This is a genomic window from Thalassospira sp. ER-Se-21-Dark (assembly GCF_017922435.1).
Classification (GTDB): Bacteria; Pseudomonadota; Alphaproteobacteria; order Rhodospirillales; family Thalassospiraceae; genus Thalassospira.
Genome location: NZ_VDEZ01000003.1, coordinates 68,109 through 87,303 on the forward strand (window position 1 = coordinate 68,109; position 19,195 = coordinate 87,303).

Here is a 19,195-nt window from a genome sequence, read left to right on the forward strand (position 1 = left end):
CATGCATGTGGCACCGGCGAATGCCAATTCGTCATACCAAACAAGGTAGTGCGAATCCGGAACTGCGCAATCATCAGACCAATTGCACAGTTCATGATTTGCGGGCACACTGCCAGCGCCAACCACCTGCAGCGCCACCGTTCAGCCGGATCCCCGATGCCCCTTGAAACACTTGCGATAATTGCCTGTGCCTATTTCGTTGCCGCTTTCGTCAAAGGGGCAACCGGGCTTGGCTTTTCGACATCGGCCTTGCCGATCCTGGCCCTTGGGTTGGGGCTTAAGGCGGGTATGCCGCTTGTGATCATCCCATCGCTTGTCAGCAATTCCATCATCATGGCGCAGGCGGGTCACTTTCGTGAAACGATCAACCGGTTCTGGCCGATGTTTCTGGCGACCATTCCAGGCATTCTGATCGGGCTTGCCGTGCTTGAAATGGTCGACAGCATTCTGGCCGGCGCGGTTTTGGGGTTGGTGTTGATGAATTACGGGGCGATTACCCTGTTTCGGCATGGCAAGCCACTATCTGACAAGCTTGCGCGGCGACTGGCCCCGATATCGGGCTTTGCCACGGGTCTTATCAACGGCATCACCGGATCACAGGTCATGCCGGTGTTGCCCTTCCTGCTTTCCATGCGGCTTGAGCCGAAACGTTTCCTGACGGCGATCAATATCTCGTTCAGTCTTTCAAGCATCGTCATGGCACTTGGCCTTGCGCGCTTGGGGCTGATGACGATCGAAACGCTGTGGATATCGCTGGCCGGGTTGGTGCCGGTGTATCTTGGCACCAAGCTGGGCACGCGTGTGCGGGATCGCATGGATGCGGAAACCTTCCGCAAGGTTGTTTTGATCATGCTGATCATTTTTGGCGTCATTCTGGTTGGCAAACTGTTTGCGTCTTAACGGTCAAACACGCACGCGGGCCGGAGATGTCATCTGGCACAACCCGGCCATTTCTGATAGCACATCGCCATGAAAACCATCGCCCGCCCTGCCTTTGCCGAAACCGAAGAAAAGAAATCCCGCTTTCTGGCCGAACTCGTTTTTCACGATGACCTGGCCAAGCGGATTGATGAATTGCGCACCCTGCATCCCAAGGCCAATCATCATGTGAACGCCTATCGCTATCTAAATGATGAAGGCCAGCTGATTGAACATGGCAAGGATGACGGGGAACCATCCGGCACATCGGGCATCCCTTGCCTCAAGGTGCTTCAAGGACGTGATCTGATCAATGTTGCGGTGATTGTGACGCGTTATTTTGGCGGAACAAAACTGGGAACTGGGGGGTTGGTGCGCGCCTATAGCGGGGCAGCCAATGCGGTTTGCGACGTAGCCGAGATCATCGAATATATCCCGCAGGGCGAGGCAGAACTGTTTGCCGGTTTTTCTGATGCCGGAACGCTTGAGCAAGCCTGCGCAGAGGACGGCATCACCATCCTTGATCGTCAGTTTGATACCGACGGAACGCGCATCAAAATCACCGGACCACGCGAACGCCTGGCAGAGCTTAGCGTTCAATTTCCAATGCCTGAGTAAAAGGTTTTAGCGCGCTTTTGACTTCGGGCGCTTGGTGCTTTCACGGCATTGAAGTTCGAAACCAAGATCGATGATTTTTTGTTCGGGGGTTTCGCCGTCCAGAACCGCTTTGATCATTTGCACGGCCCGTTTGCCGATCTGATAACGGTCGGTTCGGATGGACGTCAGTGACGGGTAGCTTGCCGCCATCATTTCAAGATCGTTAAAGCCGATGATCCCCATTTCATCGGGGACCGAGATGCCGGCCTTTTGACAGCCAAACAGCGCGCCAAGCGCCATGTCATCATTGTTGCAGAACACGGCATCAAGGTCCGGACGACGTTTGCGCAACTGTTCGATCAAATGCCCACCAAGCGAAACACTTGAAGAATCGGTCGTCGTCATCATCAGGTCCGGGTCATATCGCCCGCCTGAGCGCAAGGCCTCCTTGAAACCTTCCATTCGGCGGTGCGAGCGCGGGTCCATGCGCGCGCCAAGAAACCCGATGCGTTTGTAGCCCTTTTGCACCAGATGCACACCGGCAGCCCGCCCGCCTTCAAAATGCGAAAACCCGACCATCATATCGATCGGGTCATCACTGATATCCATGACCTGGACCACCGGACATTCGGCATTTTCAAGAAGTTCGCGGGTTGCATCGGTCTGATCAACCCCGGCCACAATCATGGCTGACGGCCCCTGTCCCAGGAAGGTGCGCACAAGGCGTTCCTCGTCCTTGGCGACATAGCGCGAGTTGCCGAGCTGCACCTGAAACGGCCCCTGATAGAGCTCGTCATAAATGGCGCGCAGCGTATCGGCGAACACGTTGTTGGTCAGCGAGGGAACGATCACACCGATCACATTTGATCGGGTCGAGGCCAGCGCGCTGGCATGCGAATGGGGCACATAATTAAGCTTGCGCACCGCATCGTTGATTTTCCGCCGCAGGTGATCAGACACCTTTGATGGATCGCGCAACGCGCGTGAGACCGTAATGGTGCTGACGCCAGCCCGTTCGGCAACATCGGATATTGTTGGCCGTCCGGCCCCTTTGCGCTTCCTCATAACCTTACATTTATTACGTCTTTTCCAAACCGACAAGCACCTTGTGACGGTAAAGCAAACACCGGAAATTCGGCTGTTGACTCAATGTTAGCGCTAACATTATGTTAGCGCTAACATTATAACACAACAGGGCAGTCCAAGAGTAAAACCCGCCCTGAAAATCAGTGAGTGCATCGAATTCAATGAACCGGCAAACGCAGTATGTCGTTGTCATGGGTGTGAGCGGATCGGGCAAAACCGAGGTCGCGCGTCGTCTGGCAAGCATGACAGATACCATGTATCTGGACGCCGACGATCACCATCCAAGCACGAATGTAGAACACATGCGCCGTGGTCTTCCGCTCAATGACGACATGCGTTGGCCCTGGCTTGATGCGGTCGCAGCAGCGGCCCGCACGCAGGCTGGTTCAGTTGCCAGTTCAGACGGAAGCGCAAAGTCCGGTCAGGCCATTTTCATCGCCTGTTCTGCGCTTAAACGGCGCTATCGCGATGTGTTGCGCACGCACCTCGACCCGATCACCTTTGTTTTTCTGGATGGCACGCGCGAAGTAATCCAGACCCGGCTTGAACGCCGTGTCGGTCATTTCATGCCATCCGCACTTTTAGACAGCCAGTTTACAGCTCTCGAGCCGCCGGGGCCGGACGAGAATTGCGTGACTGTCTTTATCGATGCCCCGCTTGAAACTGTTGTTGCCACGGTCCTTGACCGACTGGCGGAGCGTGAAGACGGCAGTTTTTCCTTTGTCAAAGAGAATACTGCCGGAAAATAAGGCATTTTAGGGAGAAGACGAATGACCAAGACTCTTAAATCGCTTGCAGGTGCAGGCTTTATCGCAACCCTGATTGCAACGGCGCCGTTTGCCGCCAATGCGCAGGAATTTACCCTCAAGATGCAGTCGAGCGATGCTGCTGGCGTGCCTAACTTTGAGCTGGAACAGGAATGGGCCGAACGTGTCGGCGTCATGACCGGTGGCCGCGTTTCCGTGGAAATGCTTCCGGTTAACTCGATTGTCGAACATGCCGAAACCCAGGACGCCATTGCGGCCGGCATTCTTGACGGTCACATCACCGACACCAGCTATTTCACCGGTAAAGATCCGGCATTCGGCCTGATCGCCAACCCGGTTGGCGCATGGTCGGCACCGTCCGAAATGCTGCGCTTTGTTGAATATGGCGGCGGCAAGGAACTGATGAACAGCCTTCTGAACCCGCGTGGTTTGCAGTTCATCGGTGCCGTTACCCCGGGCCTGGAAGCATTTGTTTCCTCTGTCCCGCTTGATGGCGTTGCCGATCTTAAAGGCCTGAAAATGCGTGCCCCGGAAGGCATGGTTCAGCAGGTCTTCGCCGCAGCCGGCGCATCGCCGGTGAACATCCCGCAGTCCGAAGTATTCACCTCGCTTGATAAAAAAGTGATCGATGCTGCGGATGCGACCGTGTTCTCGACCAACCAGGCCATGGGTCTGCATGATGTTGCAAAACATCCGGTCTATCCGGGCTTCCACTCCATGCCGATGCTTGAAGTCTCGATCAACAAGACCAAGTGGGATTCCATGCCGGCTGATATCCAGGCGATCCTTGAAATGTCGGTCCGTGATCTGGCCCATGACATGGATGCACGTCTGGCGATGAAAGACATGGAAGCTGTTGCCAAGGCCCGTTCGGAAGGTGGCGTCACCATCCACAACTGGTCGGCTGAAGAGCGTGCGAAGTTCCGTCAGATTGCCACCAGCCAGTGGGAAAAAGTCGCGGCACGTTCCGAAGATGCACAGCGTGTATACGACACCCTTGTAGACTACCTTAAGTCACAGGGTATGATCTAAGACAGATCAGCTTTTTCGCCGGCAGCAACCCACCGTGTTGCTGCCGGCAAACTGCTGGGATACAATCCGGCTGGTTCCGTGATCCGAGACGTATCGGGACTGAAGGCCTCCCTCCTTGCCGGATTGTATTTCCTGTTGATGCAAGGAACGCAGAAATGTCTGACACCCCGCAACATTCACCGTTGCCCGAACTTCCCGAACTTGAAGAAAGCACCGATCAGGCAACTGAGGTGTCCGGTCTTCTGGGCCAGATGATTACGAAGGTTTCCAGCGTGTTCGCCATTGGATTTCTGCTTTCCATGGCGACGTTGATTTATGAGATCGTGGCACGTCACGTTTTTGGCAGCCCGACCTTGTGGGCGCATGAAACCACGACCTTTATCTGTGCTGTCGGCTTTGTGTTTGGCGGCCTTTATTGTGCCGCGCGCGACAAGCATATTCGTGTTGTCCTGCTTTATGACATTGCCGGACCGAAAATGCGCAAGACGCTTGATATCTGTATTTCGCTGGTCTGCATGATCGCATCGGGCTTCTTTGCCTGGGCCGCCTGGCTGATGGTCGAACGTGCTGTCTTTACGCCCACTGGTGACATCCACCTTGAAACAACCGGCAGTGCGTTCAATGCGCCTTATCCGGGCGTGCTTAAGGTGTTTTTGTTGGTGGTCCTGATTGTATTGATGGTTCAGTTCCTGGTTCAGGCCTTCAACTATGCCCGCAAGGCACCGATCATGCCGGCATCCCACACTTCGACCGAATAATCTGCGCCTCGTGCCCAATCAATTGATGCGTCTCCGCACGGCCATGCCAAGCAGCGCAACAGGATACATTTAAATGTTTGATTTACAGTCCCTTGGCATCGAATTCGGCACACTTGCCATGTTTGTCATGCTGCTTGGTTTCCTTGTGACCGGCATGCCGTTGGCATTTGTCACGCTGTTGATTGCCTTGATCTTTACCCTTGGCTGGTTCGGCCCGATGGCAGTACCGCTGATCACAAGCCGGGTCTATTCATTCGTTTCATCCTTTGTTTTCGTCTCGGTACCGATGTTCGTCCTGATGGCGGCCATCCTTGACCGATCCGGTATTGCGCGCGATTTGTTTGATGCCATGCGCCTGTTTGGCGGACGCCTTAAAGGCGGCGTTGCGGTTCAGACGATCTTTGTTGCTGTGATCCTGGCTGCCATGAGCGGCATCATCGGCGGCGAGATTGTTCTGCTCGGCCTGATCGCCCTGCCCCAGATGCTGCGTCAGGGCTATGACAAGAACCTCGCCATCGGCGTTGTCTGTGCCGGTGGGTCGCTGGGCACCATGGTGCCGCCTTCGATTGTTTTGATCATTTATGGCCTGACCGCGAACGTATCGATCGGTGATCTGTTCACCTCGGCCTTTTTGCCGGGCTTCATGCTGGCGGGCTTCTATGTGGCTTATGTGCTGTTTCGCTCTTACACCGGCAACAACATCGCCCCGCCGCCGCAGACCGAAAAAATCCCGCGCGAAGAAAAGATCCGCCTGCTCAAGGGCCTTTTCCTGCCTATTCTGGTCGTGTTCTGCGTTCTGGGGTCGATCTATGGTGGCATCGCATCCGTGACCGAGGCATCGGCCGTCGGTGTGGCCGGTGTGATCGCCTCGACTGTTCTGCGGCGGGAATTTTCGCTTCCGATGCTTAAGGCGGCAGCACTTCAAACGCTTTCGACCTGCGGCATGATTGTCTGGATCGGCATCGGTGCATCTGCCCTTGTCGGCGTATTCAACCTGATGGGCGGGATCAAGTTTGTCTCAACCCTGATCACAGGCATTTCTGATGATCCAACCATCATCATCCTGTTCATGATGCTGATCCTGTTCGTGCTGGGCATGTTCCTTGACTGGGTCGGTATCGCGCTTCTGACCATGCCGATCTTTGTGCCAATCGTAAAAGAGCTCGGCTACGACCCGGTCTGGTTTGGCGTGCTGTTCGCGATGAACATGCAGGTAAGCTTCCTGTCGCCGCCATTCGGGCCTGCGGCCTTTTACCTGAAATCGGTCGCGCCACCCGACATATCGCTTGGCGATATCTTCAAGTCGCTTCTGCCCTTTATCTGCCTGCAGATTTTGGCCGTGGCCCTTCTGATCATCTTCCCGGGCCTTGCCGGGGGCTAAAAACGAAGGGCGGAGCCAGCTGGCTCCGCCCTTTTTACATTTCCCGCGACCGTTAGCCGTTGCGATAGATATAGCTGTATGCATTGATCGCAGGCACGCCACCAAGATGGGCATAAAGGACTTTCGATCCCTTGGGAAAGTATCCTTTGCGAACCAGATCAATCATGCCCTGCATTGATTTCCCCTCATAAACCGGATCAGTCATCATGCCTTCAAGGCGTCCACAAAGACGGATGGCTTCATTGGTTTCCTCAGATGGCACACCATAGAGCGGATAGGCGTAATCTTCGATCAGGGTGATATCCCGGTCCGAAATACCGCCTTCCAGCTCCACCAGATCGGCGGTTTTCTGTGCTATCGCAAGCACCTGTGCGCGGGTCTGATCCGGTGTTGCCGACGCATCAATGCCGACCACCTTGTCAGCCCGACCATCTGCGGCAAAGCCGACTGCCATCCCGGCATGGGTTGAGCCGGTCACGGTACAGACGACGACATAATCAAACTTGAAGCCAAGTTCGGCTTCCTGCGCACGAACTTCCTCGGCGAAGCCAACGAACCCAAGGCCACCATATTTATGAACCGATGCCCCGGCAGGAATGGCATAGGGCACACCGCCCTTGGCCTTTACATCCTCGAGGGCGGCTTCCCAGCTTTCGCGAATACCGATGTCAAATCCTTCATCGACCAGTTCGATCTGCGCACCCATCACCCGGCTCATCAGGATGTTGCCTACACGGTCATAGACCGCATCATTGAATGGCACCCAGCTTTCCTGCACCAACCGGCATTTCATCCCGATCTTGGCGGCAATCGCTGCGACCTGCCGGGTATGGTTGGATTGCACGCCACCGATGGTCACCAGCGTATCGGCCCCGGATTTGATCGCATCGGGAATGATATATTCCATCTTGCGGACCTTGTTCCCGCCAAAAGCCAAACCGGAATTGCAGTCTTCGCGCTTGGCGTAAAGTTCAACATCGCCACCAAGATGGGCGGACAGACGCGGCAAAGACTCAATCGGGGTTGGGCCAAAGGTCAGCGGATATTTTTCGAACTTGTGCAACTTCATCGGACACTCCTGAAAACTGATTGAAACCGTCTTCAGGCTAGCGCGACACATTTGAAAGGTGCTCTCGTAGTTCGGATTGATTTTCCCGGCTCAGACCGTCACACTTTGATCAAATCACCATTTGTTCCATTAATTGGTAAATTTACGGAAGGTTCTTCCATGCATTTTGAGCCTGACAAGATCGACTTCAAGATTTTGCGCCTGTTGCAGCAAGATGGCCGCATGGGCAATGCCGAAATTGCCAAACAGGTCAATGTAAGTGCTGCCACCTGCCACCGTCGGACACAAAAGCTGATTGAGGAAGGCTATGTCAAAAACATCCGTGCCCAGATCGCGCCGGAAAAAGTCGACCGCGGTGCCCTGGTGATTGTCGGCGTGGTGCTTGATCGCTCAACACCCGAAAGCTTCGCCGAGTTCGAGGCAAACTGTCGCACCATGCCCTTCATTCTGGATTGTCACCTCGTGGCGGGTGATTTCGACTATTTCCTGAAAATCCGGGTGCGCGATATGGCTGACTTCAACCGTCTGCACGGTGATCAACTGATCGCCCTGCCCGGTGTGCGCCAAACCCGCACTTTCTTTGTCATGAAGGAAGTGGTCGATAACGCGCCACTGCCGTTCTGACGGCATTTGCCAAAACATATGACAAAGGCGATATCCAACAGATATCGCCTTTGTTTTAGGGTCTTTTTTCGCACGCAGCGCAGCAGTTAACTTACCGGCGAACGCATGGTGACGAATTCCTCCGCCGCTGACGGATGAACCGCAACGGTCTGATCGAACTGGGCTTTGGTTGCGCCCATGCGAACAGCAATGCCGATGCCCTGAATGATTTCAGCCGCATCCGGGCCGACCATATGCGCGCCAAGCACCACATCGGTGGTTTTGTCGACCACAAGTTTCATCAGCGTTTTTTCATCACGGCCCGACAGGGTGTGGCGCATCGGCTTGAAGGTCGATTTGTAAATTTCGATGTCTTTGCCCTTATCGCGCGCTTCTTCCTCGGAAAGGCCGACGGTGCCAACCGGTGGCTGGCTGAAGACCGCGGTCGGGATGGCCTGATAGGACATTGACCACGGCTTGCCGCCATAGACTGTGTCGGCAAATGACATGCCTTCCTTGATCGCGACCGGGGTCAGTTGCACATGATCGCGAACATCGCCAACGGCATAGATGTTTGGAACGCTGGTCTGCAAACCGGCATTGGTTTTGATCGCCCCGCGGTCGTTCAGCTCCACCCCGGCCTGTTCAAGGCCCAGACCATGGGTTTTGGGTTCGCGCCCCGTGGCGAACATGATGGCATCGACTTCCTGATGACCACCACCGGTCAGTGTCAGGCTGAGAGAGCCGTCATCATTCTTTTCAATCGCCGTGACATTGGTGTCCAGGCGCAGATCGATGCCCTTTTTGACGATTTCGGCGGCAAGATGGTTACGAATATCGTTATCAAAACCGCGCAATATCTGATCACCGCGATAGAACTGGGTCACGTTTGCGCCAAGACCGGCAAAGATACCGGCAAATTCAACGGCAATGTAACCGCCACCAACAACCGCGATGCGTTCGGGCAGATCTTCAAGGTGGAAGGCCTGATTGGATGAAATGGCATGTTCGATACCCGGGATATCAGGCATGACCGGCGTCCCACCGACAGCAATCAGAATACGTTCGGCAGTCACCGTTTTGTCGCCGACTTCAAGGGTATGGGCATCTTTCAGGACCGCACGGCTTTCAAACAGCTCGACATTCGATCCCTTCAGAAGGCTTTTATAGATGCCATTGAGACGATTGATCTCGGTATCCTTGTTTTCGATCAGGGTCTTCCAGCTAAAGCTCGGCTCCCCCGGAAGGGTCCAGCCATAGGCAGAGGCATCTTCGAAATCCTCGGCAAAGTGTGCGCCGTAGACCAGCAGTTTTTTCGGCACACAGCCACGGATTACGCACGTACCGCCAACCTGGCTTTCTTCGGCGATGGCGACCTTGGCACCATATCCCGATGCCACGCGGGCGGCGCGCACACCACCCGAACCGGCACCAACAACAAACAAATCAAAATCATAGTCCGACATGCGGAAATTCCTGTTTTGGTCAATTGACAACATGGCGCCAAATGTAGGGCGAATTTGCCAAGAGTCGAGGTAAAACACGGTAAACCGGGCGTAAAATCCGCGTGAAAGGGCCCCAAGATACCCGCAAAGGCGCAAGATGCCGCTATGGGATAGCATTTTTAAACTTTTGGGTTATATGATCTGGCAGACGCGATGGGGATTGCGACAACTTGATAGGATTTTATCCATGAACGACCATATTCACGGTCAGGATGCGTCTTTTGACAATGCACCGCGCTATACAGACGAGCGCGGCGGGAATACAGCCGCTGTCTGTTACGGGCTGATGATCGCAACCCTGTTTACGGCCTTTGCCACGGGTTTGATTGCGCTGATTGTGTCCTATGTCGCGCGTGAAGACGACAATCATTGGACCAACAGCCACTACACGTTTGTCATCCGGACATTCTGGATCAGCATCCTTTATGCCATCATTCTTGGCTTCTTCACCTTCGTGATTGGCTGGATCCCGCTTCTGGGTTGGGCTGTCGTCGGGTTGATGGCGCTTTACACCACCGCCTGGTTTATCGGGCGTAATGTGATCGGCCTTCTGCGTGCGCTGAATGGCCGCCCGATTGATAACCCGCAAAGCTGGTTCTTTGGCTGATCGCCCATAAACGCGGTGCAATCGGGTCAAAGACTGTTTGTCCGATTGCACCGGACTCCCCGGCCCGTTAAAGTTGCCCGATAATAACATTTGATTTGGACAGGGGTAAAAAGTGGCGTCGTCTGTACAGGGTTCCGGCGATAAAATGCGCTGGGAAGATCTTCTTTCTTCTCATCGGCTTGAATTCAAGGATGGCAAAATTCGCCTGCCCGAAGGTGCCCCCTATCCGACACCCGATGGCCGAAGCCCGTTTCAGATCGATGTTGATCGGGTAATCTTCTCATCCTCGTTCCGGCGTTTGCAAAACAAGACGCAGGTTCACCCCTTATCCGAAAATGATCATGTCCATACCCGCCTGACCCACACGATAGAGGTCGGCTCGGTCGGGCAGTCATTGGGGCTGATGGCAGGCGCGCATATCGTCAAAAACCTGCCCAAGGGATCGGAAACCACAGTGGCCGATATCGGGTATATGGTACAGGCCGCGTGCCTGGCCCACGATATCGGCAACCCGCCATTCGGGCATTCCGGCGAAGACGCCATCAATGAATGGTTCACCACATCGCGTCTTGCCAAGAATGAGCTGACATCGCGCCTTTCCGGGCCGGAGCTTGAAGATCTGCGCCATTTCGAAGGTAACGCCCAAGGGTTACGCATCATCAGTCAGCTCGAAATGAAGCGCTTTGACGGTGGGCTTAACCTGACATACGGCACGCTGGGCAGTTTCATCAAATATCCGCGCAGCACATCGGTTCCTGACGCCCGCCGCAAGGAATATACCGGCCTTAAAAAGCCCGGCTATTATCAGGCCGAACGCGACATTGCGCAGGCGATTGCCAGGGTTTGCGGCCTGTCCCCGCTTGAAGGATTTGACGGTGCATGGCGGCGTCATCCGCTGGTCTATCTGGTCGAGGCGGCCGATGACATCTGTTATTCCGTGGTCGATCTTGAAGATGGCTGGGAACTGGGCTGTGTCAGCTTCGAGGAAGTCGAACGTGCGCTGGCCCCGATTGCCCGCCATCCGGAAAAATATGACGGCGATGCCGAACAACGCTGGAAAGACCTGCGTTCGGAAGGCTGGTATGCCGAAAAATCAGAAGATGACCAGATCGGGTTCCTGCGCGGCAAGGCGATTGGCAATCTGGTCAAGGCGGCCGTTGATGCCTTCATCGAACATGAAGACGCATTGCTTGCCGGTACCATCGAAGGTGATCTTTTGGCCAACACCCCGCTTGGCCCCTACGCCAAGGCGTGCAAGAAGCTGGCCGTGCAAAAGATCTATAACGCGCCGCATGTCCTGCCGATTGAAATGGCCGGGTTTGAAGTCATCAATGGCCTGCTTGACAGCTTTGTCCGGGCTGCCATCGACATTGACGAGCACAAAAATCATGGCAAACGCCTGCCACCGCAGGCAGACCGCATCGACAAGCTTCTGTCGGGCAAGCTGATGGCAGCCCCCGACCTGTATAGTCGCCTGATGCGGGTGATGGATTACATTTCCGGCATGACGGATCGTTATGCGGTAACCCTGTTCAGGAAGCTTCAGGGCATCACCATCTAACAAAAAACCCGGCCAGATGGCCGGGTTTTTCATGAAAGCCTGATCGGGCTTAGATGATGTAGTGAATGCCGCACTCGGTCTTGTCCTGTCCGGCCCAGCGTCCGGCACGGACATCGGTCGTGTTGGGATCAACACGTTCGGTGCAAGGCATGCAACCAATCGACAGGAAGCCTTCAGCCTCAAGCGGATGACGCGGCAACGCGCGATGTTCAAAGATGTCTTCGATATCTTCGCGCTTGTACCCCGCCAGCGGATTGATCTTGATCCGCGACCCCGCCGGTTCAATCACCGGAAGCGCATCACGTTCACCACCGTGGAATCGTTTGCGCCCGGTCAACCAGGCGTCATAGCCTTCCAGTGCACGCTGAAGCGGCTCCACCTTGCGCAGGTAGCAGCATTTCGCCACGTCCGAGGCAAACAGCATGCCGTTCGGGTCCTCGGATTTAAGCTTTTCCTCGTCCGGGCGCATGATCTTGATATTGGTCAGACCCAAATGATCGACCAGCTTTTCGCGATAGGTATGCGTTTCACCAAACAGCTTGCGGGTATCAAGGAAGATCACCGGCAGATCACGGTCGACCTCGGCCACCAGCGCCAGAAGGGCAGCGGCCTCTGTCCCAAAGGACGAGGTCATGGTGATGCGGCCGTTGAATTCTTCATGCACCATCGGTTCGATCAGTGACACACCCTGAAGGTGCCCATACTGATCCATCAAACGGGCGGCACGATCCGTGGCCTCCTCAACAGACATGGAGCCGCCGGTAACGATGTCTTCTTCACGCATCACGTTCATGGCAGCCACCTCCGCTGATCGATATATTCATCGGTCTTGCGCAACAGGGTTTGCATGTCTGCCCCGTCGGCCTTCCATTTTTCACGCTGTTTGGACAGTTCGTGCAGGCGCTGTTCCCAGCTTGGCACCAGCCATTTCTCAAGCGCGCGACGAATACGACCGGCAAGGCGCGGGCTGTGCCCATTGGTCGAAACCGTGATCATCAGATCGCCGCGCTGAATGCGCGCGGGCGATGAAAAATCACAATATTGTTTAACGTCCTCGACATTTGCAATCGTGCCAACGGCCTTGGCAATGGAGGCCAGCTCGGCGGCCTTTTTAAGATCAAGGTCGATGATAAACATGATGGAAGCAGCATTCACATCCGCCGAATTTGGCAAATAGCGCTGCAACCGGTCACCGGCCTGTTCGGCCAGTTCGGGTATCGGGTCTTCAGAATAGACGGTAACGTATTTGGCCCCATCACCGTCAAACTGGCGCAAACGGTTCAGGGTGGCCTGACCGTTGCCGACCAAAGCGACCGAAAGTCGCGTCAGGTCCAGATTGATGGGAAACATCGTCGATCCTCTAATGCGGGTTTCTCTCTATTGCCCATGACTATGAGTGTGGATAGCAAATTATTCAATACATTTTTTATGTGTTTTATATATAAATAACACTAAATATTGGTATTTAATAGTTACGGACTGACTGATCCATCGGCCCCGATTTTTCCGTAAAGCTTTTCCTGCAATTCTTGCAAAATCGCCCTATATTGGGCCAAATTTCAAAACCCGTCCGCCAGAAGATACCTTCAAGAGAGCGTCCAGATGTCCAGCAGTGCCTCCCCTGCCCTGTCCGAAGTCAGCCTTGCGCACCCACAAGCCAACAAAAACGTCGCCATCTGGCTGTTTTCATGTGCGGCGATGGTGTTCATCATGGTGGTGATCGGCGGTTTGACGCGCCTGACGGAGTCCGGGCTTTCGATTGTCGAATGGCGGCCCTTCACCGGCATCATCCCACCGATGAACGAAGCCCACTGGCAGACGCTTTATGAAAAATACAGCCAATATCCCGAGTTCCAGAAAATCAACGCCTGGATGTCGGTCGAAGATTTCAAATCGATCTTCTGGCTCGAATTCATCCATCGCCTGTGGGGACGGCTGATCGGGATCGTATTCTTCATCCCGTTCGTCTGGTTCCTGGCCAAGAAATCAATTGATCGCACAACCAAGTGGAAGCTCTGGGGGCTTTTCATCCTTGGTGGTCTGCAGGGCCTGATGGGCTGGTACATGGTGATGAGCGGTCTGGTCGATCGCCCCGATGTCAGCCAGTATCGCCTGACCGCGCATTTTGGCTTGGCACTGATTATTTTCATCGCCCTGCTGTGGGTTGCCCTGCAACAGCTGAGCCCGCGCGTGACAACCACAACCGCGTCAACGCGCGCCTTGCAGTTGCTGTGTCTGATTGTGTTTACCACCCTGTCCGGCGGCTTTGTTGCCGGCCTTAATGCGGGGCACATATACAACACCTTCCCGCTGATGGATGGGCAACTGATCCCCGATGGCCTGTTCGTGTTTGATCCGGCCTGGCTGGCGCCATTTGAGGACCACATGACGGTGCAGTGGGATCATCGCTGGCTGGCCAAACTGACATTCGTGATGGTGCTGGTGTTCTGGTGGCGTGCTGGCAAATGGGACCTTAACCCCAATCAACGCTTTGCCACCCATCTGGTTTTGCTTGCGGCCTTCCTGCAGGTCACGCTTGGCATCACAACCCTTCTGACTGTCGTGTGGTTGCCGCTGGGTGTTGCCCATCAGGCCGGTGCGGTTGTTCTGGTTGGGGCGACAACCTATGCCGCCTACAAACTGCGCGATGCGACCTAGTTCGCAAACACCACGTCAGTCATCGGCACGATGCAGCGCCTTACGGATGCGATGCATCGAAAACCAGATTGCGCCCAGCACCACTGGCACAGCAACCCCCGTGGCAACCCGGTCGTTGATCGGAACCCCGGTATCCTTGATCGCCTTGAACAGGTAACCCAGAAGCCCGACCGCATAATAGGTGATGGCGGCCACCGACAAACCTTCGACGGTTTGTTGCAGGCGCAGTTGCAGTTTCACACGTCGGTCCATGCTGGCCAGAAGATCGCGGTTTTGCGCTTCAAGCAGGATGTCGACGCGGGTGCGCAGCAGGTTGTTGGCCCGTGCGACGCGCTTTGACAAAACTTCCAGCCGATCGCCGATATTCTGACAGGTCCGCATCGCCGGGGCCAAGCGGCGTTCAAGGAATTCGGCAATGGTTTGCATACCTTCAATGCGTTCTTCGCGCAGTTCACCAAGGCGCGCCTGCACAATGCGGTAATAGGCGCGCGCCGCACTGAACCGGTAATTCAGCGAGGCTGCCATTTCCTCGGTCTGGGCGGCAAGGTCAGTCAGTTTGGCAAGCGTTTCTTCATCGTTGGTTTGGGTTTTACTCGCCATTTCGGCAGTGATTTCCGACAGGCGCGTATCGATTTCCGACACCTTGGGTGTCGCCGTATGCGCCAACGGAAAGGCCAGCAGCGCCATCATGCGGTAGACCTCAATTTCCTTAAGCCGCTGCACCAGACGCCCGGCCTGAAGGTGTTCGAGGCCGCAATCCTTGATCAGGATGCGCCCAAACCCGTCACCATGCAGGCGAAAATCCGTCCATACCTGTGCCGTGCCGCCCAATATGCGGCTGCCGGTCAGGCCATTATGATCAAACAGCCGGGAAAGCTCATCCTCACTCCGCTCAGCCTTGTCGACGACGATATGCAACCCGACCAGCAATTGCCCCGGTGTATCATCGAGCCAATCACGCGGCACAAGATTGATCACCGGGTCTTCGAACGGGTTATCAAATGGCTCGGTACGTTTGAAGACATAGACCGTGAATTCCGCGTGCCGTTCCCAGATGACGGAAAATCCATCGCAGGCTGCTTCGAAATATTTTTGATCTGCAGCCGGCGGCGTCAGGCTATAGCGGTGGCAAAAGGCGGTGAAATGGTCGCGCACCGCGTCATCAAGGTCTTCACCCGTTTGAAAGGCAAGGCAGGAACACCGCGCCGGGCTGGTCACACCACCAAACGGTCGGGCATGGATTTCATTATGAAGGGCGACACGCTGGGGATGTTCGACAAACATTGCCACGGGCTTTCATAATTGGTTATTGCAGTCTATATAAACCACTCGGGCCATGGCTTTGTCCTTTGCCCGAACAAGTACCTGTATAGATGAAAGTCGAAGGCATCAGAAACCCTAAATTGAGTAAGGGATAATACTGCCTCAACTGAATCATCGTACAGGGAAAGACATTTTCTCTGGCCGTGCTATCGCGGCCCCAAGGAGGTTCCATGACCGATCTTCGCACCACCGACAATCTGTTTTTCGCCAAGGGTGATCTTGATCGCGACCGGCTTGAAACACAGGTCAATGATGCACTCAGCGCTGCCGAAGACGGGGAACTGTTCCTTGAATATCGCCAATCCGAAAGCCTTGTCTGGGATGATGGCCGCCTGCGCAGTGCGAACTTTGATACCGCACAGGGTTTCGGCCTGCGCGCCGTTGCCGACGAGGCGACCGCCTTTTCGCATTCCAATGAACTCTCCAACGACGCAGTTGCGCGTGCCGCTGAAACCGTCAAGGCGGTTGGATCGGGCCGCTCGGGCAAGGTTGATCTGGGATCAATTGGCACGAACGTATCGCTTTATTCCGACGTGAACCCGCTGGGTGAGGCCACATTTGAAGCCAAGGTCGATCTTCTGGCCCAGATTGATGCCTATGCCCGGTCGCGCGACCCACGTGTGGTGCAGGTTTCGGCCTCAATCTCAGGCAACTGGCAGGCGGTGCAAATCTGGCGTTCCGGCGGACAGCGTATTGGCGATATTCGCCCGCTTGTGCGCTTTAATGTCTCCGTTGTCGTCAAACAGGGCGATCGCATGGAAACCGGATCGCACGGCGAAGGTGGCCGTATTGGTTATGACGGGTTCTTTGATGAAAAAACCTGGAAAAAGGCAGTTAATGAGTCGCTCCGTCAGGCGGTTGTAAACCTTGATTCAGTCGCCGCCCCAGCAGGTGAAATGACCGTGGTGCTTGGCCCGGGTTGGCCGGGCATTTTGCTGCACGAAGCCATTGGTCACGGCCTTGAAGGTGATTTCAATCGCAAGGGCACCTCTGCCTTTGCCGGGCTTTTGGGTCAGCGGATCGCATCGCCGGGTGTGACGGTGGTTGATGATGGCACCATTCATGACCGCCGCGGGTCGCTTTCGATTGATGATGAAGGCACTCCGACACAGAAAACCGTCCTGATCGAGGATGGTATCCTCAAGGGCTTTATGCAGGATCGCCTGAACGCGCGCCTGACCGGTGTCAAATCCACCGGTAACGGCCGTCGTCAGTCCTATGCCCACGCCCCGATGCCGCGCATGACCAACACCTATATGCTTGGTGGCGACAAGGAGCCGGAAGAAATTCTGGCTTCGGTCAAAAAGGGCATCTATGCCGTCAACTTTGGCGGCGGTCAGGTCGATATTACATCGGGAAAATTCGTGTTCTCGGCCTCCGAAGCCTATCTGATCGAGGATGGCAAACTTGGCGCACCGGTCAAGGGCGCGACCCTGATTGGCAACGGGCCGGACAGCCTGACCAAGGTTTCCATGATCGGCAATGACATGGCACTTGATGATGGTATCGGTACCTGTGGCAAGGACGGGCAAGGTGTTCCTGTTGGTGTCGGGCAACCGACGCTCCGCATTGATGGTCTGACCGTCGGCGGGACCGCAGTATAACTCTGAGTGACCTATGGATAGGACCAAAACCACCTTTCGATAAATTTACTATACGTAAGGCGCTAAATACTATCCATCCACACATGGACACACCAACCTGCCGAATGGCTATCCCTGTCTTTTCAAAGACCATAATCTGATTTGATCGTTTCCAAACAGGTTATGGTCGCCATTCGGGTTTCGTCGCCAAGCTTTCTGCTGACATTACGTGCACCCGATGACGGTCGTGACCTGCCAATGGTAGGAAAGCAGTTTGACGACAGGCAGATGGCAGTACGTTACCGCGCTGATTGCAGCGGGTCTAACGTCGCTTGCAATCGGAACAACCGCGGTAAGCGCACAGCAAAGCATTGATGTGCGCACAGACGAAGCACGCCAGTTTTCCGAAGATTTCGAGCGACTCACCGACGTAACCGCACGGGCGAACTTTCTGCTGAGCACTGATGATGGCGGTGACATCACCTATGCCGATATCCTTGCAAATCCCGATGATATTGTCCTCAACTTCCGTTGGGCAAAGGCGCAGCTGGCGCGCGGTGACGTCCGCGGGGCATCGGCAACCCTTGAACGCATTCTTGTTCTGGATCCGGATCTGGCACCGGTGCGCCTGTATTACGCGATTGTTCTTTATCGCCTTGATAGCCTGGACGAGGCCCGCAGCCAGTTTGATCGCCTGTTGCAAATGGATATCTCGCCAGATGTCGAAGCCAATATCCGTCAGTATGTCAGCGCCATCGAGCGCCGCCGCAAGCGCCTGTCACAAAGCCTTACCCTGACACTGGGAAGCCAGATTGACAGCAACCGCAACGCGGCCCCGAACGACAAGGTCCAGCTTCTGACCGGCACGCCGACGACCATCACCGCAAGCGGCGACAAACCCAATAATGACATCGCCTATATCGGGGCGCTTCGCTATGACGTCAGCTATGACCTTGGCTATCAGGAAGGCCACGAGGTTTTTGCAAGTTTAACCGGTTATGGCAGCGACCAGGTTCAGCTCGACGCGCTGGACCTTGGGTCCTTTTCGGCAGAAATCGGCACACGTATTCGCGGCGGATACTGGATGCTGACCCCGACACTCAGCCAGACCGCGCAATCGCTTTCGCGCGAGAAGTACCTGACCGCCAGAACCGGTCGCTTGCGGCTGGATTGGAACGTGCGCCCGTTCTTTAATCTGAACGGTGATATCAGCTATTCTGACGAGCGATACCAGAACACATCTGAATCCAGTGCGCTTCGCCTGCATTCGGGTCAGCGCTATGGCGCACGGATCGGCGGCAACTACAATTGGTCGCCAAATCATCGTACGACGGTGAATTTTGCGGCCGGGATGAAGGATGCCGCCAGAAACTATTATAGTTACAATAGCTTGAGCGGCGAGCTGATCCATGCTTATCTGTTTGGTGGGGGAAGTTACATCAGCGGAAGCATCCGCTATGGCATGGACCAGTACCGGGATCCGGATTTTCTGACGACCGGCAATTCGCCGCAACATCGCACGGATCGCAGTACTCGGACCCGCCTGACATACGGTGCACCGCTTTCGACGATATTGCCGACCGACTTGTTTGGGGATAGCGAAACGGCAAATCAGATACTTGGCTTTCTGGCACCGATCAACTGGTCGGTCACCGGTGAGTATCTGAACACAAATTCAAACATTCCCAACTACGAATACCATAACGCACGTGCACAGGTATTTCTGACACGCCGCTGGGAGTTCTAG

Annotated in this window: 18 protein-coding genes; 12 read left to right on the top strand and 6 right to left on the bottom strand. The window is 55.1% G+C overall.

Annotated features, from left to right (window positions below; genetic code table 11):
• The first annotated feature begins 156 nt into the window (after positions 1–156).
• Together FHI25_RS13015 and FHI25_RS13020 are read left to right on the top strand one after the other, a co-directional pair.
• Positions 157–900 carry a sulfite exporter TauE/SafE family protein gene (locus tag FHI25_RS13015; protein ID WP_120225468.1) on the top strand — a complete coding sequence of 248 codons (744 nt, stop codon included), beginning with the start codon at positions 157–159 and terminating at the stop codon, positions 898–900.
• Between the two features lie 69 nt (positions 901–969).
• Complete coding sequence (locus tag FHI25_RS13020) at positions 970–1,536, top strand: YigZ family protein (protein ID WP_210518438.1); 567 nt, start codon at positions 970–972, stop codon at positions 1,534–1,536.
• 6 nt (positions 1,537–1,542) lie between these two features.
• Here the strand turns inward: FHI25_RS13020 and FHI25_RS13025 are convergent, their stop codons facing one another.
• Positions 1,543–2,580, bottom strand: a complete 1,038-nt coding sequence (locus FHI25_RS13025) for a LacI family DNA-binding transcriptional regulator (RefSeq protein ID WP_210518440.1) — start codon at positions 2,578–2,580, stop codon at positions 1,543–1,545.
• Positions 2,581–2,762: 182 nt separating this feature from the next.
• Between FHI25_RS13025 and FHI25_RS13030 the strand changes: the two genes are divergently transcribed.
• The 4 genes from FHI25_RS13030 to FHI25_RS13045 all read left to right on the top strand — a co-directional run bounded on the left by FHI25_RS13030 (position 2,763) and on the right by FHI25_RS13045 (position 6,539).
• A complete protein-coding gene (locus FHI25_RS13030; RefSeq protein ID WP_210518442.1) occupies positions 2,763–3,350 on the top strand; it encodes a gluconokinase in 588 nt (195 codons plus the stop codon).
• Between the two features lie 21 nt (positions 3,351–3,371).
• Complete coding sequence (locus FHI25_RS13035; RefSeq protein WP_210518444.1) at positions 3,372–4,400, top strand: TRAP transporter substrate-binding protein; 1,029 nt, start codon at positions 3,372–3,374, stop codon at positions 4,398–4,400.
• A 155-nt stretch (positions 4,401–4,555) separates the two neighbouring features.
• The gene (locus tag FHI25_RS13040) at positions 4,556–5,158 is read left to right on the top strand and encodes a TRAP transporter small permease (RefSeq protein WP_064788924.1); all 603 of its coding nucleotides are present in this window, start codon (positions 4,556–4,558) and stop codon (positions 5,156–5,158) included.
• Positions 5,159–5,231: 73 nt separating this feature from the next.
• A complete protein-coding gene (locus FHI25_RS13045; protein ID WP_008891577.1) occupies positions 5,232–6,539 on the top strand; it encodes a TRAP transporter large permease subunit in 1,308 nt (435 codons plus the stop codon).
• A gap of 52 nt (positions 6,540–6,591) precedes the next feature.
• On the opposite strand, the gene FHI25_RS13050 is transcribed toward FHI25_RS13045, so the two are convergent.
• Positions 6,592–7,608, bottom strand: coding sequence for a 1-aminocyclopropane-1-carboxylate deaminase (locus FHI25_RS13050; protein WP_210518446.1), 1,017 nt, complete (start codon positions 7,606–7,608; stop codon positions 6,592–6,594).
• A gap of 159 nt (positions 7,609–7,767) precedes the next feature.
• Here FHI25_RS13050 and FHI25_RS13055 point away from each other — a divergent pair, with 159 nt between their 5' ends.
• A complete protein-coding gene (locus FHI25_RS13055) occupies positions 7,768–8,232 on the top strand; it encodes an Lrp/AsnC family transcriptional regulator (RefSeq protein ID WP_210518448.1) in 465 nt (154 codons plus the stop codon).
• Between the two features lie 86 nt (positions 8,233–8,318).
• Here the strand turns inward: FHI25_RS13055 and gor are convergent, their stop codons facing one another.
• Positions 8,319–9,677 carry a glutathione-disulfide reductase gene (gene gor / locus FHI25_RS13060; RefSeq protein WP_210518450.1) on the bottom strand — a complete coding sequence of 453 codons (1,359 nt, stop codon included), beginning with the start codon at positions 9,675–9,677 and terminating at the stop codon, positions 8,319–8,321.
• A gap of 226 nt (positions 9,678–9,903) precedes the next feature.
• Here gor and FHI25_RS13065 point away from each other — a divergent pair, with 226 nt between their 5' ends.
• Positions 9,904–10,323: a hypothetical protein gene (locus FHI25_RS13065; RefSeq protein ID WP_063087371.1), complete on the top strand. Its 420-nt coding sequence runs from the start codon at positions 9,904–9,906 to the stop codon at positions 10,321–10,323.
• A gap of 112 nt (positions 10,324–10,435) precedes the next feature.
• Complete coding sequence (locus FHI25_RS13070) at positions 10,436–11,884, top strand: deoxyguanosinetriphosphate triphosphohydrolase (protein WP_349238019.1); 1,449 nt, start codon at positions 10,436–10,438, stop codon at positions 11,882–11,884.
• Between the two features lie 49 nt (positions 11,885–11,933).
• Here FHI25_RS13070 and FHI25_RS13075 read toward each other — a convergent pair whose 3' ends face one another.
• Together FHI25_RS13075 and FHI25_RS13080 are read right to left on the bottom strand one after the other, a co-directional pair.
• Positions 11,934–12,677 carry a phosphoadenylyl-sulfate reductase gene (locus FHI25_RS13075; RefSeq protein ID WP_083952829.1) on the bottom strand — a complete coding sequence of 248 codons (744 nt, stop codon included), beginning with the start codon at positions 12,675–12,677 and terminating at the stop codon, positions 11,934–11,936.
• Complete coding sequence (locus tag FHI25_RS13080; protein WP_008891572.1) at positions 12,674–13,234, bottom strand: NAD(P)-dependent oxidoreductase; 561 nt, start codon at positions 13,232–13,234, stop codon at positions 12,674–12,676. Before FHI25_RS13080 ends, FHI25_RS13075 begins: the two co-directional genes overlap by 4 nt.
• A gap of 252 nt (positions 13,235–13,486) precedes the next feature.
• Between FHI25_RS13080 and FHI25_RS13085 the strand changes: the two genes are divergently transcribed.
• Positions 13,487–14,542 (top strand): COX15/CtaA family protein, encoded by a 1,056-nt coding sequence (locus FHI25_RS13085; protein ID WP_210518452.1) that lies wholly within the window; start codon positions 13,487–13,489, stop codon positions 14,540–14,542.
• A 15-nt stretch (positions 14,543–14,557) separates the two neighbouring features.
• Here FHI25_RS13085 and FHI25_RS13090 read toward each other — a convergent pair whose 3' ends face one another.
• On the bottom strand, positions 14,558–15,826 hold the full coding sequence (locus FHI25_RS13090; RefSeq protein WP_210518454.1) for a DUF3422 domain-containing protein: 1,269 nt from the start codon (positions 15,824–15,826) through the stop codon (positions 14,558–14,560).
• 209 nt (positions 15,827–16,035) lie between these two features.
• Here FHI25_RS13090 and tldD point away from each other — a divergent pair, with 209 nt between their 5' ends.
• Together tldD and FHI25_RS13100 are read left to right on the top strand one after the other, a co-directional pair.
• On the top strand, positions 16,036–17,469 hold the full coding sequence (gene tldD, locus FHI25_RS13095) for a metalloprotease TldD (protein WP_210518456.1): 1,434 nt from the start codon (positions 16,036–16,038) through the stop codon (positions 17,467–17,469).
• 253 nt (positions 17,470–17,722) lie between these two features.
• Positions 17,723–19,195 (top strand): hypothetical protein, encoded by a 1,473-nt coding sequence (locus tag FHI25_RS13100; RefSeq protein ID WP_210518458.1) that lies wholly within the window; start codon positions 17,723–17,725, stop codon positions 19,193–19,195.

Bases quoted from the DNA above. Each gene is read 5' to 3' on its own strand.
- FHI25_RS13015 (WP_120225468.1), top strand. From the start codon at position 157: ATGCCCCTTGAAACACTTGCGATAATTGCCTGTGCCTATTTCGTTGCC.
- FHI25_RS13020 (WP_210518438.1), top strand. From the start codon at position 970: ATGAAAACCATCGCCCGCCCTGCCTTTGCCGAAACCGAAGAAAAGAAA.
- FHI25_RS13025 (WP_210518440.1), bottom strand. From the start codon at position 2,580: ATGAGGAAGCGCAAAGGGGCCGGACGGCCAACAATATCCGATGTTGCC.
- FHI25_RS13030 (WP_210518442.1), top strand. From the start codon at position 2,763: ATGAACCGGCAAACGCAGTATGTCGTTGTCATGGGTGTGAGCGGATCG.
- FHI25_RS13035 (WP_210518444.1), top strand. From the start codon at position 3,372: ATGACCAAGACTCTTAAATCGCTTGCAGGTGCAGGCTTTATCGCAACC.
- FHI25_RS13040 (WP_064788924.1), top strand. From the start codon at position 4,556: ATGTCTGACACCCCGCAACATTCACCGTTGCCCGAACTTCCCGAACTT.
- FHI25_RS13045 (WP_008891577.1), top strand. From the start codon at position 5,232: ATGTTTGATTTACAGTCCCTTGGCATCGAATTCGGCACACTTGCCATG.
- FHI25_RS13050 (WP_210518446.1), bottom strand. From the start codon at position 7,608: ATGAAGTTGCACAAGTTCGAAAAATATCCGCTGACCTTTGGCCCAACC.
- FHI25_RS13055 (WP_210518448.1), top strand. From the start codon at position 7,768: ATGCATTTTGAGCCTGACAAGATCGACTTCAAGATTTTGCGCCTGTTG.
- gor (WP_210518450.1), bottom strand. From the start codon at position 9,677: ATGTCGGACTATGATTTTGATTTGTTTGTTGTTGGTGCCGGTTCGGGT.
- FHI25_RS13065 (WP_063087371.1), top strand. From the start codon at position 9,904: ATGAACGACCATATTCACGGTCAGGATGCGTCTTTTGACAATGCACCG.
- FHI25_RS13075 (WP_083952829.1), bottom strand. From the start codon at position 12,677: ATGAACGTGATGCGTGAAGAAGACATCGTTACCGGCGGCTCCATGTCT.
- FHI25_RS13080 (WP_008891572.1), bottom strand. From the start codon at position 13,234: ATGTTTCCCATCAATCTGGACCTGACGCGACTTTCGGTCGCTTTGGTC.
- FHI25_RS13085 (WP_210518452.1), top strand. From the start codon at position 13,487: ATGTCCAGCAGTGCCTCCCCTGCCCTGTCCGAAGTCAGCCTTGCGCAC.
- FHI25_RS13090 (WP_210518454.1), bottom strand. From the start codon at position 15,826: ATGTTTGTCGAACATCCCCAGCGTGTCGCCCTTCATAATGAAATCCAT.
- tldD (WP_210518456.1), top strand. From the start codon at position 16,036: ATGACCGATCTTCGCACCACCGACAATCTGTTTTTCGCCAAGGGTGAT.